Source organism: Kluyvera sp. 1366, assembly GCF_054823405.1.
The window spans coordinates 473,472-489,686 of sequence record NZ_JBTRDW010000005.1 but is presented as its reverse complement, the minus strand read 5'-3'; the positions used below and the strand labels follow the sequence as shown (position 1 = coordinate 489,686).

Sequence of the window (16,215 nt, the reverse complement as noted above, 5' to 3'; positions counted from 1 at the left end):
CAAACTATGTCTGCGAACCTCAAACTTCATCAGTTGCGCGCTTTTGTTGCTGTGGCGCGTCAGGGCAGCATCCGCGCCGCCAGCCGCTTGTCCGGGCTTTCACAGCCTGCGCTGACCAAAGCGATCCAGGAACTGGAGCTGGCGCTGGGCGCGCGCCTGTTCGAGCGGCGACAGCAGGGCGTTACGCTGACTGATATCGGTGATAACTTTTTCAAGCATGCCAGCCTGGTGCTGGAAGAGTTGCGGGTGGCGCAGGAAGATATTCAGCAGCGGCTGGGATTGGCTGGCGGGCGCGTCAATATCGGCGTGGGTGGCAGTATTGCGCGCACCGTCATGCCGCAGGTGATCAATCAGTTTCATCGCGAATATCCGCTGGTCAAGGTGCGGATTGTTGAAGGTCAGCTGGTTTCGATGGTGCATGAACTGCGTCAGGGCGAGCTGGATTTCACCATCAATACCTACGATAAAAATCATCTCGATCAGGAGTTAGTTTTTGAACGGCTGATGGAGCGCGATTATCAGGTGGTGATGCGCAAAGGGCATCCGATGGCGCATGCGCGCACGCTGGCCGAGCTGCAACACTGCGACTGGACCATGCCGACACCGCAAGGGAGCTATTATCGGCTGCTGCACGATCTGTTTGGTGAGCGCGGCATGGCGCCGAAAATCGTCGTCACCTGCGAGACCTTTATGGCCTGCACCAGCCTGGTGGCGCAGAGCGATTTCGTCAGCATTATTTCGCGCGACGTGATTGAAGACCCGACGCACGGCGGCCAGCTGATTTCCCTCGTTCTCGACGAACCTTTACCGAAAGCCACTTTTTATCTTATCCAGCGCAAAGACACCGCATTGACGCCGATGAGTGCCTACATGGCGCAGCTGTTCCGGCGCTACTGTCAGCAAAGGTAAGAGTGCGGCCCGGCTCGCAACTGTATAACTATTGCGCACTACACTTGCAGTGGACATTCCCTTTATGGAGAACAGACCATGCAAGTTACCCCGTATGTGTTTTACAGCGGTCGCTGCGAAGAGGCGATTGCCTTCTACCTCGACGCCACCGACGGCGAGCTGCTGTTCAAGATGACCTATGGCGATATGCCGGATGAAACGCCGGTGGAGGATGAAGGCTGCATCTCGGGCGTGAGCTTTTCGCCGGAGCAGATCATGCATGCCCATCTGCGTATCGGGCAGGGTGAATTGATGATGAGTGACGGCGCACCGCAGGCGGCGTATGGCGGTTTTGCTGTGAGTTTATCCACGCCGGATGAGGCGCAGGGCAAGCGTTGGTTTGATGCGTTGTCAGCGGGCGGTGAGGTGACGAAAAGCTGGGCACCGACGTTTTGGGCCAATGGCTTTGGCATGTTGACCGATAAGTTCGGCGTGCCGTGGATGGTAAATGCGTATAAGCCGCAGATTTGAGTGGATGGTGCGCGCTGGCCCTCACCCCAGCCCTCTCCCGCAAGCGGGAGAGGGAGTTGGTAGGGGCACGATCTGTTCCCTCTCCCACTTGTGGGAGAGGGTTAGGGTGAGGGAAACCAACAACTTAGAAGTTGTAACCCACCACCAAATAGTAACCCCAACCGGTTGATTTCACTTCAAATGGACCGTTACCGAAGTTCAGCTCCTGGCCGTCAGCCCACTGGCCGCCGTTGTGGAAATAACGCGCCACGGTAGAAACATGCCAGTGATCGTAGTTCAGCGACAGAATGTGGCTGGACGCAATCGAGTTGCTGGTGCGTGAACGATCGGACTTATCACGCAGATCTGAACCCCAGTCGAAGTTGGTGAAGCCGATATAGCTCAGCTTGCCGCCCCACAGATCGGTAATCGGCACAAAGTATTTCACCTTAAAGCGATAACCATCCCAGCTGTTTTCGTTCGCCGCACCGTAGTTTTCCCACTGGTATTTAGCGTAAACGTTCAGCGACAGGCCGATATCGCTGTGCGTATCGATGTCGGTGCCAAGACCCATGTACCAGGTGTTCTGACGGTTATCGCTGTTGCGACCCATGTCATAGATGTAGTTGTTGGCGAAGTACCATTCTTTAAACGGACCAAAAGAGAGATCGGTGCCGGTCAGCTTATCGATGGAGAAACGTGGCTCAATTTCCATGAACATCGGCGAACCGTGGTCGAACACGCCGTTAGCGTTGCTGTTGCCCACGCCGAAGAAGTTGGTCAGATCGAGGTAGCCATAGAAATCGAACCAATCCTTTTTGGCAAAGGCTTCATATTCCAGGTACACGTCGTTGTTGAACTGGGGTCCAAAACGGGTGTGGTAACTGCCCACCACGTTCACGCTCTGATGCCACCAGTCAGAAACGTACTGCGGATCGCTGTCTGCTGCTTGTGCCGCACCAGTCCAGCTGCTGGCCAATAAGGCCCCTGCTATCAACGCTTTATATTTCATTATTGTTAACCACATGCTTTTGATCGCCGGGCCGTCGCCGCGATCGGGTGAAATTGATCCCAGGGGATGGGCAGTGAGTTGTCGTATCCGGTCTGCATCGCCAGATTTTCAAGCTTGCGTAATGTGCCTGTAACAGAGGCATAGAAAATAGATTTTGGTCACGTTTGTCAAAAAGTGTTGCAGTTTGATTCACTGGAAATGTGATCGCTATCACATTAACCCCGTGTAGCGAACGGAACCCCGCAACCGTTTACGTGTCGCGTTCAGCAGGGAAAGTTATTGATGTAGGGAAAGGATGTAGCGGCGCGATTTATCGCGTTGTTTTGATGTCGCACCGTGCCCATAGCAACTTTGCGCAATACATTGCGCCGCTACGGCACGGTGAAGTTTATGGCAATGTCACGCGTACCTGCAGGCCGGCAATCTGGCCCTGCGGATCGTGGCGGTTCGATAGCGCAACCTGCATCTGATGTTTCTGCGCTACGCTGCGCACAATCGACAAGCCCAGTCCGCTGCCTTGCGCCTGCACATCCGGCGAACGGGTGAAGCGGTCAAAGGCGCGCTCGATAAAGGATTCCGCCATGCCGGGACCGTTATCGACGATATCCACCACGGTGTGATTGCCGACGCGATGCAGCAGCACATCGACCAAACTGCCTTCCGGCGTATGCAGCATCGCATTGCCAATCAGGTTATCGAACAGGCTGCGCAGATCGGAGCGGCTGGCGTGCAGGCGATAGTGTGTGGTGCCGTTGAAGCCGATATCGATGCCGCGCTTATCCGCCACCACCATCAGCTGCTCAATGCTCTCTTTCAGCAGGTCGTCCAGTTCGATGCTTTCCACTGTGGCGACCACCGATTGATCTTCCTGACGCGAGATATTCAGCAGCTGCGTCACCAGATGGCGCGTGCGCGTCACGCCCGCTTCCAGCTGGTCAAACTGGCGGCTGGCTTCACCGGGTTGAATATGTTGCCGCAGATTCTCCAGCTGCAAGGTCACGGCGGTGACCGGCGTGCGCAGCTCATGCGCCGCATCTTCAAGGAACTGGCGCTGCGATGACCATGCCGCGCGCAGTCTATCCAGCAAGGCGTTGTAAGCTGCCACCAGCGGCAGCACTTCATCCGGTAAACCATCAGGTGAAACGCTATGCGGGTGCAGGGTTTCCTGCGCCGCGATATGGCGCGACGCCACGCGCAAATCGCGCGTAATAGCGCGCACCACCAGCCATATCACAATCAGTGAGAGCGGCATCATCAGCACCAGCGGAATGATGGCGGAGAGCGCTCGCTTGACCATGATACTTTTCATGTAGCCGATATTGTGTAGCACCTGAATGTTGCCAATTTCACTGCCCAGCTCGCCGGGCCGCGTGTAAACACGCCATTCGCAGTCGTCGCCACAGTCTCCGACTTTCAAATCGGTCCAGCCTTTTTTCAGCTGCAATGGCGCATGCAGGCCCGGCCAGGAGCTGGCGCGCAGATGATTGCTTTCGTCCCACAGCTGAACGATATAGGTGCTTTTCAGTTTCTCTTCATGCATCACCATTGGCATTAGGGCCGGCATACGTTGGCTGCTGGCCCACGCATCGGCGATCTTGGCGAGCTGGTCGTCTTTCATGGTGCCCATCATGTCGCCGTAGCAGTGATAGAAATACCAGGTGACGCCGCCAATCATCGCCAGATGCAGAATCACCAGCGTGGCGAGCAGCTTATTACGCAGCGAGCGCATAAAGGTGAAAGGTTTCATATTGCCGGTACCCGCCAGCCAAGTCCGCGTACGTTGCGGATCACTTCGTTATCCAGTTTGCGACGCATACCGTGGATCAGCACATCCACCGCGTTGCTGCTGACCTCTTCGCCCCAGCCGTAAATGCGGTTTTCTAACTGTTCGCGCGAAAGAATGGCGCCCGGCCGCTCCAGCAAGGCGTAGAGCAGGGCATATTCGCGTGCGGTGAGCTGTTCGCGCTGGCCTTTGTACAGCACTTCGCGCGTCATGATGTCGATCTGCACATCGCCGCTGCCGAGCAGAGAATCTGCTGCACCGTGGCGACGGCGGGTAATGGCACGCATACGCGCCAGCACTTCTTGCAGATCAAAGGGTTTCAGCAAATAGTCGTCGGCGCCGCTGTCCAATCCCTGAATACGTTGCTGCACGGTATCGCGGGCGGTGAGCACCAGCACCGGCGTCATGTCGCCGCGCGTGCGCGCACGGCGCAGCACCTGCAGGCCATCTTCACGCGGTAAGCCCAGATCCAGTAACACGCAGGTATAGCCGCCTTCAGCCCAGGCATTGCTGGCATACACGCCGTCGCGTACCCAATCCACCGACCAACCTGCCGCTTCCAGCGCTTGCTGCAGATTCGCGCCAATCATTTCGTCATCTTCTACCAGCAGCACACGCATGATGCCCTCCAACTTAACTGAACGCAGTGTAGCGACAGATAATTAGGCCAGAATTATACCCGTTTTCCCGCTTGCTAATTCTGCGCTAATTTTCTGCTAATTAAGGGATAAATTTAACGCGCTATTGTGGCGGCACTGGACATATTGCCAACGCAGGAGAATCCCATGAATCAGCGCGAATTTATCCGTAGTTTGCTGGACTGGATAGAGAATAACTTAGGGCACGATCTGCATCTGGATGAAGTCGCACGCCGCTCGGGATACTCCCGCTGGCATCTGCAACGTCTGTTCCGTCAGCACACCGGCTTTTCACTGGCCGAGTACATTCGCCAGCGCCGGTTAACCGAATCTGCGCTGACGCTGATTAACAGCGATGAGGCGATTTTGCAGGTGGCGATGAGTTACGGCTTCGATACGCAGCAGGCTTATACTCGCACCTTCAAAAACTACTTCATGGTGACGCCAGGCCAGCTGCGCCGCCAGCGTCGCGTTGAGCCGGATCGTTTATTGTTCCCATTGGCGATGGCGAGTTGATGTATGCCTATGCGCATTCGTAGCGGCGCAATTCATCGCGCCGCTACGAAATGTACGCTGATGGACTAATGACGCCTTTTGCTTTTAAGCTGCTGTTCTCACTCTCTTAACTGCCAGAGAACATGGATAACAGCGACAATCTCTCCGCCATGATGCTGTTTGCACGCGTCGTGGAACGGCAAAGCTTTAGCGAAGCCGCACGCACCTTAGGCGTCTCCAAATCGCACGTCAGCCGTGAAGTGGCGCGGCTGGAAGTGCGCCTCGGCATCAAGCTGTTGCAGCGCACTACGCGCAAAGTGGTGCTGACGGAGCTCGGCCAGGCCTACTATCCGTTCTGCGTGCGCATGCTGGAAGAGATGCATCGCGCCGACGCCTTTGTGCAGCAGGTACATCAACTTCCCGCAGGCAACGTGCGCTTGCAGGCGCCGATCACCTACGGCTGTCAGTGCGTGGTGCCGACGCTGAATGACTTTATTCGCCGCCATATTCACATCAACGTCGATCTCGACCTCACCACCAGCGATGACCCGCAACCCAGCGCCGACGTGGCGATTGTGATCCGCGCGCGTGCGCCCGACGCGGCCAATTATCGTGAACTCGCCAGCATTGATTGGGGCTTGTACGCCACGCCAGATTATCTGGCGGCGCATGCGCCCATCGATCATCCCGACCGCCTGATGCGCCACGACTTGCTGCTGTTTCACGGCCCCGCGCACACCGCCGCGCTGCCGTTTCGCCGTGATAAACAGCGCCTGGCGCTGGATGTGCACAGCCGTTTCCGCGCCAACAACAGCATGGCGCTGCTTAATGCCGCACTGGCGGGCACCGGCATCGCTTATCTGCCCGCTTATATGACGCAAGATGCCTTAGCGCGCGGCGAAATCCAGCAGGTGCTATCAGATTGGCAAATGGATCGCCTGCACAGCTATCTGTTGCTGAAAGAGCAGCCGCAACCCTCTTCGCCGGTCACCTTGCTGTGCGATGCGTTAATCAACACCCTTGGTACAGCGTAATTGTTGTTATCTGGCAACAATGCTGCGCCGCCTGGCAATTATCCGCGCTACTCTGTTTTCTGCGCAGCGTCACTGTTAGCCTGCTAAAAAAGCAAAAAACAGGGATATCACCATGCAGCAACCTCCACTCGCGTTAGCGCCCGAACAGCAACACTGGAAGCGAAATTTGTGTATCTGCGTGCTGGGTTCGTTCAGCACCATTGTGGCGATGACGCTGCTGTTGCCGTTTCTGCCGCTCTACGTGCAGCAACTCGGCGTGCAGGAACCGGCGGCAATTGCGCGCTGGTCGGGTGCGGCCTACGGCGCCACCTTCCTCAGCGCCGCCCTGACCGCGCCGCTGTGGGGCAAACTGGCCGATCGCTATGGCCGCAAACTGATGCTGATCCGCGCCAGCCTCGGCATGGCGATTGCCATGTCGCTGATTGGTATGGCCACCGCGCCGTGGCAGCTGGTGGCGCTGCGTTTGCTGGCGGGTTTGCTCGGCGGCTACGCCTCGGGATCGACCATTCTGGTGGCGGCGCAAACGCCGAAAGAACAAACCGGCTGGGCGCTCGGCGTGTTGTCATCCGGCATTATGGCCGGCAACGTGGTGGGGCCGCTGCTGGGCGGCGTATTGCCGCCGCTGATTGGCATTCGTCACACCTTCTGGCTGACCGGCGCGGTGATTTTCCTCGCCTTCCTCGCAACCACCTTTTTGCTGAAAGAGGTGCCGCGCTCCTCTGGCAAGAAAACCCCACAGAAGATTGCTGACGATGCGAAGTCACTCAATTTGCCCGTGGTGCGGCTAATGTTGCTGTCGGGCATGCTGCTGATTTTCGCCAATATGTCGATTGAGCCGATCATCACGCTGTATATCGGCCAGTTTGTTAACGGCGATCACGCCATCACCGTCACCGCCGGATTGGTGATGGCCGCCGCCGCGCTCGGCAGCATTATTTCCGCGCCGCGTCTGGGACGGCTGGCCGATCGCGTCGGGCATGGTCGCGTGCTGGTGTATGGGCTGATAGCCTGCGCGCTGCTGCTGATCCCGCAGGCGTTTATCCGCGAAGCGTGGCAATTGGTGGTGCTGCGTTTTCTGATGGGCATGGCGCTGGGTGGATTGATGCCGTGCGTCACCGCGCTGATTCGTCACAGCGTGCCGCAGTCGCAGGTGGGCAAGATGCTGGGTTATTCAACCTCGGCGCAGTATGTCGGCCAGGTTTCAGGTCCGCTGTTCGGCGGCTTTATTGGCGGCGCGTTTGGTATGCGTCCGGTGTTTCTGGCGACCTGCGTGATCATGGCGCTGTGCGCATTGCTGAACGCGCGAGTGCTGCGTAAAACCTAACATGTAGGGCGCCATTCATGGCAACCGTTACATATAAAAAAAGCGGGCCTAAGCCCGCTTTGTTATCTCAACGCGAAAACTTACTTCGCATCAGGCAGTGCATAAGCAATCACATAATCGCCCAGCTTGGTGCCAAACGAACCGTGACCACCGGCAGCGATAACAACGTACTGCTTGCCATCCACTTCATAGGTCATCGGCGTTGCCTGGCCGCCTGCTGGCAGACGTGCCTGCCACAGCATTTCACCGGTATTGGTGTCGAACGCACGCAGGTAGTTATCTGCGGTGGCACCAATGAAGAACACGTTACCGGCGGTGGTGATTGGGCCGCCCAGCATTGGCATACCCATTTTGAACGGCAGTGGCACTGGCGCGCTATCGCGAACCGTACCAATGCGTTTTTTCCACACGGTTTCGTTGGTCTTCAGATCAACTGCGGAGACATAGCCCCACGCCGGTTGTTTACATGGCAGACCAAACGGTGACAGGAACGGATTCAGCTCCACGCCGTACGGTACGCCGTACTGTGGCTGGATACCGGTTTCGGTGCCTGAACCGCCTTTGTCGTCAGCCGGTGGCTCGATCGGGTTGCCCGGACCGCGCGGAACCAGCTTCGACACAAACGGCAGCGCCATTGGGTTAGCAATCGCAATCTGACGATGTGGGTCAACTGCGATACCGCCCCATTCGAACATGCCAAGGTTGCCTGGGAACACCAGCGTACCTTGCTCAGACGGCGGGGTGAACGGACCTTCATAGCGCAGACGCTTGAAGATCACGCGGCATACCAGCTGGTCGTACATCGTCGCGCCCCACATGTCCTTGTCCGTCAGATTCTGTTTCGGACGGAAGGTCAGTTCGGAGTACGGCTGAGTAGGCGCAACGTGGTCACCTTTAGCGGCACCCTGTGGAACCGGAGTTTCCGGCGCAGGGACAACCGGCTCACCGGTACGACGATCCAGGACAAAGATGTTACCGGTTTTCGCCGGTGCATAAATCACCGGTACGGTTTTGCCATCTTTAGTCGTGATATCGGCCAGCGTCGGCTGCGACGGCAGGTCCATATCCCACAGATCGTGATGCACGGTCTGATACGACCACACCAGTTTACCGGTGGTGGCGTTCAGCGCCAGTACGCTGCTTGCATAACGTTCCTGCTCTGGTGTGCGGTTGCCGCCCCAGATATCTGGCGTTGACACACCCATCGGCAGGTAAACGATATCCAGTTTCGGATCGTACACCGCCGGTGCCCATGAGTTCGGTGAATTCATGGTGAAGCTGTGTTCATCCGCTGGAATCGCGTTTGGATCTTTGGCACCCGGATCGAACACCCACAGCAGTTTACCGGTGTTAACGTCGAAGCCACGGATGGCGCCTGACGGCTCACGGGTAGAGTAGTTATCGGTGACCGCACCCGCTACCACGATGGTGGTGTCGGTGATGACCGGCGGCGACGTCGGCTCATACTGGCCTGGCGTCAATACCGGCTGCTTGTGCTGCAGATCCAGTTCACCGTTGTTGCCAAAGGCAGCACAACGTTCACCGGTTTCCGCATCCAGCGCGAACATGCGGCCATCATTCACCGGCAGGTAAATGCGGCGTGAGCACAGCGCAGGTTGGGTATTGGCCGCATCGGCCGCAGCAGGCACTTCGTGGTAAGAAACGCCACGGCAGGTCACGTGCTGGAAGGTTGGATTCGGCTTCAGGCCCGGATCAAATTTCCACTTCTGCTTACCGGTTTTGGCATCCAGCGCAAACAGAATCTGGTGCGGTGAGCAGAGATACAGGGTGTCACGGATTTTGATTGGCGTGACTTCATCGGTGATTTCGCCCGGATCGTTTGGCGTCTTCAAATCGCCGGTCTGGAACTGCCAGGCAACCTGCAGCTCTTTCACATTACCGGTGTTGATCTGCTTCAGCGGGGAGAAGCGGGTGCCTTGCTGGTCACGCGCATACGCCGGCCAGTCAGCATCAGCGATGTTGCTCAGCGGCTGTGCCTGCGGAGCATTGGCTGCTGCCGCTGGAATTTCACCGTTCAGCTCTTGCGGATCGTGGAATACCGCCCACGCCAGCACCAGCACGCTGGCAAGCAGCGCCACTGACAGCAGCGCCAGAGCGCCTTTGCCGGCATTATTCAGACCGCGATACACAAACGGCAGAATCAGCCAGATGCCGAAGATCACCAGCACATCGGTACGCGGTGCCAGCGCCCAGAAGTCGAAACCGACTTCCCACACGCCCCACACCAGCGTTGCCAACAGCAGCAATGCGTACAGCAGTAATGCTGAGCCGCTACGGCGCCACAGCAGAATAGCGGTGATCAACATGACCACACCGCCAATAACGTAGTACCAGGAACCACCAATGGCGGCTAACCAAACGCCACCAACCAGCATAAACGCGCCCGTCAGCAGTGCAAACAGCACTGTGAGAAAACGGATTACGCCAAAAGATGAGGAAGCTTTCCCCATAATATTGACCTCTTTCTTTGCCATTAAAAACTAAAAAGGAAACAACGCGTTGGGTTGCTTCCCGACATAGAGTACGAAATAACGAAACGGTTCGAGCGACGCTTTCCGTGCGGCGAGATGTTCCCTTTGCGTTAAATTTTATCTTAAAAACGTTAAAGGGTTTGATATTTTTAGTGCTTTGCACTCGTTGAAGGGAAGTACTGCGACATTTTATGAGGGAATAAAGGTGTTATGTCCGGTTAGATCGGGCCACAACACCTAAGAGCAACACATTGTGTAAACGTTTACCCTTCAAACAGCGTGCTGCTGGTGCGTTGTTCCTGCCAGCCGCTCAAATTAAGTTGCGCATAGTGCTCAGCGGGCAACGTTAACTGTGGCGTGCGTAATATTACTTCCACTTCTCTTTCACGACAGGATTCCAGCAGAAAAGGAAAGCTGAACTTGAGATAATTATCGTGAAAAAACTCGTCGGTCAGCGCAATACCGCTAAATGGAAACGCAGCGATATTCTTCCAGCAGGTGCCGGGCGGTGCCAAATCATAGAGCCAAAATGAGAAACGCTCTGCGGCCCTACGTAAAGCACTATCTTGCTGAACTAAATCGGCATAATTGATTGCCAGCTGTACATTCTCATCCTGCAGGCTGGAATAAATTTCCGGATCCTGTAAAAAACGCATAAGGTTATTTCCCGTTAACGGGATGATTATTAATTCGGGTGTATCCGGCAACTGATTATGCAGCGAAATTATGTTGCGTCCATTAAGTATTGCTGTGTTTTCCTGTTCGCAATGCATAAAGGGGGCTGAATAACACACGCCAGCTAGCGCCCCGTCGAAGCGATGGATGCGCTCAGTAACATAAGGATTATAAGAACTGTTTTCCATTTATCTCTGTGAATAAATTAATTAACTGGAGCGTCTTAATTATTATAAGGACGGCGGGATAATGAAATCTAAACACAGTCAATATAGATCGTTTTGTTTATCAAGATCACCTTTTTTTAACTGTCACTGATAGAGAGATATTAGGCGCTGAGCAGGATGAATTAATCGGCTATTGCCATATTGGGAAACTTTTGGATATTTTCATCTCATAACCATCAGCCTGCTAATATTAAGAGCTCCATGCTTAGCTAATTTTTGGATAAGCTTCTGTTTTAAACAGCACGGCTAGCCATTGCCTGGCTCAGTAAGATGCCGCACTCTGTGGCCTGAAAAAATAAAGCGGAAGCCGCAACGTGGCTTTTCACCAGGTTAGTGCAACGACGCTAACCGATGTAATTGTTTAGGATGGGATAAAACTATGGGCTCTCCAGTCTCCGCAGCAGAGGATTCATTGCTGCGGCACAGGTCGTTTGTCGCCTTTTGGCTGGCGCGCACCTGTTCATCGTTTGGTTTTCAAATGTTTTCGGTCGCGGTCAGCTGGCAAATCTACGCGCTGACCCACAGCGCGATGGCGCTCGGCATGATCGGTCTGATGCAGTTTCTGCCTTCTGTAATGCTGGCGCTGCCCGCCGGGCATCTGGCCGATCAGCTTGACCGTCGTCGTATCGTATTGCTCGGACAATTTATTGAGTGGCTGGCGCTGCTGGGGCTGGTTGCGCTCACGCTGATGAACTGGGCGGGCAAGATCGAGATTTGGGGATTGGTGTTTCTGATCTCCGTCGCCAAGGCGCTTGAGTGGCCAGCGATTACCTCGATGCTGCCGGCGCTGGTGCCGCCGCCGATTCTGGCGCGCGCCATGGCCGCCAGTTCGGTGGGCGGACAGGCGGCGGTGATTATCGGCCCAACGCTCGGTGGCTTCCTTTATGTCGCCGGTCCGGAAGTGGTGTATGGCGTCTCGGCGCTGTTCTATCTGTTCTCCATCGTGCTGGTGAGCCGACTGCGCTATGAGCGGCCGCCGCAGGCGCGCTTGCCGATGAATCTGCCGAACCTGTTTGCTGGTGTGCGCTTTATCCGCGATCGCAAAGATGTGCTCGGCGTGATTTCACTCGATCTGTTTGCCGTGCTGCTGGGCGGCGCCACCGCGCTGCTGCCGATCTTCGCGCAAGATATCCTGCATACCGGGCCGTGGGGCTTGGGCATCCTGCGCGGCGCGCCGTCGGTCGGTGCGCTGCTGGTTGGCGTGTGGCTGAGTCGTCACAAGCTGGAAAAGAACGTCGGCATGATCATGTTCGGCTCGGTGGCCGGTTTTGGCGTGGCGACGCTGGTGTTCGCGCTCTCCACGCAGCTGTGGCTGTCGGTGATCGCGCTGGCGGCATTGGGCGGCTTCGATATGGTCAGCATGGTGATTCGCGGCGCGCTGGTGCAACTCGATACGCCGGATGACATGCGTGGCCGCGTGAATGCGGTCAACGCCATCTTCATTAATACCTCGAATCAGCTCGGCGAGTTTGAGTCAGGTTTACTGGCGGCATGGATGGGCGCGGTGCCCGCGGCGGCGATTGGCGGCATCGGCACGCTGATCGTGGTGGGCGTGTGGATGACGATTTTCCCGCATCTGCGTAAGCGGCAGAAACTGGAAAACGAAACCGTTACCTAACTTCAACATCGCGCGATGAATCGCGCCGCTACGGTTTGTAGCGGCGCAATTTATTGCGCGTGTCTTACGCGGTTGCTGCTTTCCCCAGGTTGGCGTCAAATTTTTTCCAACTCTCCGTCATATCCACCACGGTTTTCGATTTTCGCGCTTCATCGATTTTGATCGCAGTGAGGCCCGCTTCCAGTGCGTCCACCACTGAAACTTTCAGCGGCGTTCCCTGTGTAATGTGTTTCACAATCTCTTCGGCCATCAGCGCATCTGCGCCGTAATGGCCGTCATAGGCATTGCCGTCATACTCGGTATCCACTTCGCGCGCACCGGTGCGCGCGTTGTGCACGCGGAAGTAGTTACGCACGAAGTCACCTTCGGCCATGCCATCGGTGCCCATCACGCAGAAGCGGCGGAACTCATCCGGTACATTAAGGTTGGCGTGGAAGGCGAGGGTCGCGCCACCGGCATACTCAATCAGCGCGGTTTGGTAATCGACGATGTCGGCATCGCCGTCAAACACCGCATCGGTACTCGACCAGCCGCTCGGTTTAACGTGATACACCTCTGACTGCGCTGTTACCGCACCTTTAGGCGCGTGCTGCGGGGTGAAGTTTTTGCGTCCGCCAAAGCTGGCAACACGTACCGGACGCTCGCCGACCAAACCCTGATAAAGATCGATATCGTGGCAGCATTTTTCCAGAATATACGGGCCGGCGTACTTCTCCAGACGACGCCAGTCGCGCTGGAAGAACGCACCGTGATACGGCTTGATGTGTTCGGTGGCTTCAATTGAGGTGATTTCGCCGAGGCGATTTTCATCACGCGCGGTGAGCAGGTCGCGATAGAGCGGCGAGTAGCGCAACACCAAACCGACCAGAATGCGCTCGTGACCATATTGCTGCACCAGCTGCGCCATCGCCATGGTCTGCTCTTCGTTGATCACCACCGGCTTCTCGGTGAACACCGTGTAGCCCGCCGCTAAGCCCTGACGAATGTGTTCAAGGTGCATAAAGTTCGGCGAACCCACCAGCAGCAGATCAAAGCCGCCGTGTTGCAGCAGCGCATCCACGCTAGCAAACGCGGTGCCCGCGTCGATGCCAAAGCTGTGCAGATTCGGTAATCCCGCCGGAGCGGGATCGACATAACCCACCACGGAAAACGCTGTGTCGGCTTTGTTGAACTCTTTCACCACATGGGAAAGCCGAAAGCCCAGACCAATAATGCCCACTTTCATGTTGTACCCCTGAAGCCCGTTGCCTTTGAGCCGCCCGACCTGTCAGGCTGCTGATAATCTGACCGTTAACTTATTACGACAGAAAAACTAATGTCAATCCGTGTGGCGGATCTCAATTGGTGTAAAATTGTTATTTATATGATTTATATCTATTTTAATTAACTATACGGATTGCCTATTTATTTATTATTGCGATTTAAGTTTTTTTCCCCTATCTTTCGCACATCTATAAGCGTCATACCGTTTCGGGCTGGCAGGAGGAAGCGCGTGCAATCACTAATGCTGGGTATTGATGGCGGTGGTACGCACTGTCGTGGACGCCTGACCGACAGCGCCGGACGCCTGCTGGCGGAAGCTAAAGGCGGTCCCGCTAACGTCTGGTCGCAGTTTGATGCCGCCATCGTGGCCATTGATCAGGTCATTGACGATCTATTTACGCAGGCGAATTTACCCGTTGAAGCGCGCGACCGCACGGTGATCGTCGCCGGTTTGGCGGGCGCGAACGTCGCCTCGGTGCAAAGCCGTCTCGCCAGCTGGCAGCCACGCTGTCAGGCGCGCTATCTGTTTACCGATGTCGAAATCGCCTGTGCCGGTGCGCACGCCGGTGCGCCAGGCGCAGTGTTTATTATTGGCACCGGCAGCCAGGGCGCGGCCTGGGATGGCACGCACTTCACGCTGCTCGGCGGCTGGGGTTTTGCCCTGTCAGATGCCGGTTCGGGTGCGATTCTCGGCCAACGCGCGCTACGGCTGGCGCTGCTGGCGCACGAAGAGATTGTGCCCGCCTCGGCGTTAACGCAGCGCATCATGGCAAGCTATCAAAATAGCCCGGAACAGCTGCTGATGTGGTCGAAACAGGCGACACCCGCTGATTGGGGCCGCGTGGTGCCTGAGGTTTTCGCTGCCGCGCAGCAGGGCGATGTGCACGGCACAGCACTGGTGCAGCAATCCGCCGCGGATATCGTGCAGATGGTGCAGCCGCTGCTGGCGCGCAGCCACGGCAAGCTGGCTTTGATGGGCGGATTAGCCGCGCCCATTCAGGCGTGGCTACCGGCGGATATCGCCGCGCTGCTGGTGCCGCCGCAGGGCGATGCCCTAAGCGGTGCGCTTCGCCTGGCCATGCAGTTCAGCCTGACACTTCCCGCTTAACTTCAGATAAAGAGGCTCATGAGCGCTCCCAACGTAACCGCGCGCATTCTGCGGCTGATTGTCGAAAATGCGCCTATTAGTCAATCCGATCTCAAAGTGCGCAGCGGCCTGAGCATGTCGACGGTGTCGCAAGCCACCAATCGTCTGCTGACCGGCGGCATCGTGCAGGAGCTGGGGCTACGTCGCGTCTCGATGGGACGGCCCAAAACGCTGCTCGGCCTCAATCCGGATCACGCCAGCGTGGTGGGGATTCAGCTTAATGCCGAACGCAACCTGATGGTGCTGACCGATCTCAGCGGCAACATCATCGGCGAGCAGCAAATTCCTTCCGGCGCGATGACGCCCAAACAGCTCGGCGATGCGCTGGCGAAGTTTTTGCGTGGCGTTGAGGGCAAAAAGGTTGGGGCGATTGGTCTGGCGCTGTCGGGTTTGGTCGATGCCAGCAATGGCGTTTGCGTGCTGTCACGCGCGCTGGGCTGGGATAACGTGCCGATTGCCCGTCTGCTGGAAGAGCGCTTCTCGCTGCCGGTATTTATTGAAAATGATGCCAACGCGCTGGCGATGGCGGCGCTGGTGTTTGGTCAGCTCGGCCATGCGCAGTCGGCGGTGATAGCTACGTTCGGCAAAGGCATCGGCGCGGGGATTCTGCTCGATCGCCAGCTTTATCGTGGTCGTCACGGCAAAGCTGGGGAGATTGGCGTGTCGCTGCTGGGCGATGGTTCTGAGCGTCTGCTGGAGGATGTGGCGTCGTCGCAGGCGATTCTGCAGCGCGTGGTGGCCACCACCAAAGAAGAGGTGCCGCATACGCTGCGCGATCTCGATGTGCGTCCAACGCCGGAGGTGCTGAGCGCGCTGGCCGAGGCCGGGCAGCATCTGGGGATGTCGCTGGCGAATCTGTCGGTGGCCTACGATCCGGACGTAGTATATCTGGCGATGGAGCCGCAAATGGCTTCGCGCATTCTGCTCGACCACGTTACGCAGAGTTTTCAGACCTACCGTTTGAAGCTGACGCCGCACATGACGCCGCTGCAGTTCCTTACGGAATCCAACCGCATGTGGGCGCAGGGCGCGGCCGGGTTTGCGGTGAATAAGCTGCTGGATTTGTTGGCCGCACAGGCCGATGAAGAGATCGCACCGCAATAATGAAT

At 56.7% G+C, this 16,215-nt stretch carries 14 protein-coding genes; 8 read left to right on the top strand and 6 right to left on the bottom strand.

The genetic code is table 11. The annotated features are described in order from the left end of the window. Positions 1–6 precede the first annotated feature (6 nt). Positions 7–909, top strand: a complete 903-nt coding sequence (locus tag ACVLVH_RS14075; RefSeq protein ID WP_101762356.1) for a LysR family transcriptional regulator — start codon at positions 7–9, stop codon at positions 907–909. A 78-nt stretch (positions 910–987) separates the two neighbouring features. Beyond that, positions 988–1,419 (top strand): VOC family metalloprotein YjdN, encoded by a 432-nt coding sequence (gene yjdN, locus ACVLVH_RS14070; RefSeq protein WP_101762355.1) that lies wholly within the window; start codon positions 988–990, stop codon positions 1,417–1,419. 124 nt (positions 1,420–1,543) lie between these two features. Here yjdN and ACVLVH_RS14065 read toward each other — a convergent pair whose 3' ends face one another. The 3 genes from ACVLVH_RS14065 to ACVLVH_RS14055 all read right to left on the bottom strand — a co-directional run bounded on the left by ACVLVH_RS14065 (position 1,544) and on the right by ACVLVH_RS14055 (position 4,813). Beyond that, complete coding sequence (locus ACVLVH_RS14065) at positions 1,544–2,410, bottom strand: nucleoside-specific channel-forming protein Tsx (protein WP_101762354.1); 867 nt, start codon at positions 2,408–2,410, stop codon at positions 1,544–1,546. Between the two features lie 388 nt (positions 2,411–2,798). After that, positions 2,799–4,157 (bottom strand): sensor histidine kinase, encoded by a 1,359-nt coding sequence (locus ACVLVH_RS14060; RefSeq protein ID WP_137384992.1) that lies wholly within the window; start codon positions 4,155–4,157, stop codon positions 2,799–2,801. Beyond that, a complete protein-coding gene (locus ACVLVH_RS14055) occupies positions 4,154–4,813 on the bottom strand; it encodes a response regulator (protein ID WP_008105599.1) in 660 nt (219 codons plus the stop codon). The genes ACVLVH_RS14060 and ACVLVH_RS14055 overlap by 4 nt, the downstream gene beginning before the upstream one ends. 165 nt (positions 4,814–4,978) lie before the next feature. Between ACVLVH_RS14055 and ACVLVH_RS14050 the strand changes: the two genes are divergently transcribed. The 3 genes from ACVLVH_RS14050 to ACVLVH_RS14040 all read left to right on the top strand — a co-directional run bounded on the left by ACVLVH_RS14050 (position 4,979) and on the right by ACVLVH_RS14040 (position 7,684). Continuing rightward, positions 4,979–5,347 (top strand): helix-turn-helix domain-containing protein, encoded by a 369-nt coding sequence (locus ACVLVH_RS14050; protein ID WP_101762352.1) that lies wholly within the window; start codon positions 4,979–4,981, stop codon positions 5,345–5,347. A gap of 122 nt (positions 5,348–5,469) precedes the next feature. After that, on the top strand, positions 5,470–6,360 hold the full coding sequence (locus ACVLVH_RS14045) for a LysR family transcriptional regulator (protein ID WP_137384993.1): 891 nt from the start codon (positions 5,470–5,472) through the stop codon (positions 6,358–6,360). A 112-nt stretch (positions 6,361–6,472) separates the two neighbouring features. After that, positions 6,473–7,684 (top strand): MFS transporter, encoded by a 1,212-nt coding sequence (locus ACVLVH_RS14040; protein ID WP_498949567.1) that lies wholly within the window; start codon positions 6,473–6,475, stop codon positions 7,682–7,684. Positions 7,685–7,764: 80 nt separating this feature from the next. Here ACVLVH_RS14040 and ACVLVH_RS14035 read toward each other — a convergent pair whose 3' ends face one another. Both ACVLVH_RS14035 and ACVLVH_RS14030 read right to left on the bottom strand, forming a co-directional pair. Further along, positions 7,765–10,155 (bottom strand): glucose/quinate/shikimate family membrane-bound PQQ-dependent dehydrogenase, encoded by a 2,391-nt coding sequence (locus ACVLVH_RS14035; RefSeq protein ID WP_309836207.1) that lies wholly within the window; start codon positions 10,153–10,155, stop codon positions 7,765–7,767. A 284-nt stretch (positions 10,156–10,439) separates the two neighbouring features. Beyond that, positions 10,440–11,039 carry a hypothetical protein gene (locus ACVLVH_RS14030; protein WP_217550016.1) on the bottom strand — a complete coding sequence of 200 codons (600 nt, stop codon included), beginning with the start codon at positions 11,037–11,039 and terminating at the stop codon, positions 10,440–10,442. Between the two features lie 418 nt (positions 11,040–11,457). Between ACVLVH_RS14030 and ACVLVH_RS14025 the strand changes: the two genes are divergently transcribed. Further along, positions 11,458–12,696 carry an MFS transporter gene (locus ACVLVH_RS14025; RefSeq protein ID WP_498949565.1) on the top strand — a complete coding sequence of 413 codons (1,239 nt, stop codon included), beginning with the start codon at positions 11,458–11,460 and terminating at the stop codon, positions 12,694–12,696. Positions 12,697–12,760: 64 nt separating this feature from the next. On the opposite strand, the gene ACVLVH_RS14020 is transcribed toward ACVLVH_RS14025, so the two are convergent. After that, positions 12,761–13,921 carry a Gfo/Idh/MocA family protein gene (locus ACVLVH_RS14020; protein ID WP_192412630.1) on the bottom strand — a complete coding sequence of 387 codons (1,161 nt, stop codon included), beginning with the start codon at positions 13,919–13,921 and terminating at the stop codon, positions 12,761–12,763. A gap of 267 nt (positions 13,922–14,188) precedes the next feature. Here ACVLVH_RS14020 and ACVLVH_RS14015 point away from each other — a divergent pair, with 267 nt between their 5' ends. Further along, positions 14,189–15,067, top strand: coding sequence for a glucosamine kinase nucleotide-binding domain-containing protein (locus ACVLVH_RS14015; protein WP_192412628.1), 879 nt, complete (start codon positions 14,189–14,191; stop codon positions 15,065–15,067). A gap of 18 nt (positions 15,068–15,085) precedes the next feature. Beyond that, a complete protein-coding gene (locus ACVLVH_RS14010) occupies positions 15,086–16,210 on the top strand; it encodes an ROK family transcriptional regulator (protein WP_101762345.1) in 1,125 nt (374 codons plus the stop codon). Positions 16,211–16,215 lie beyond the last annotated feature (5 nt).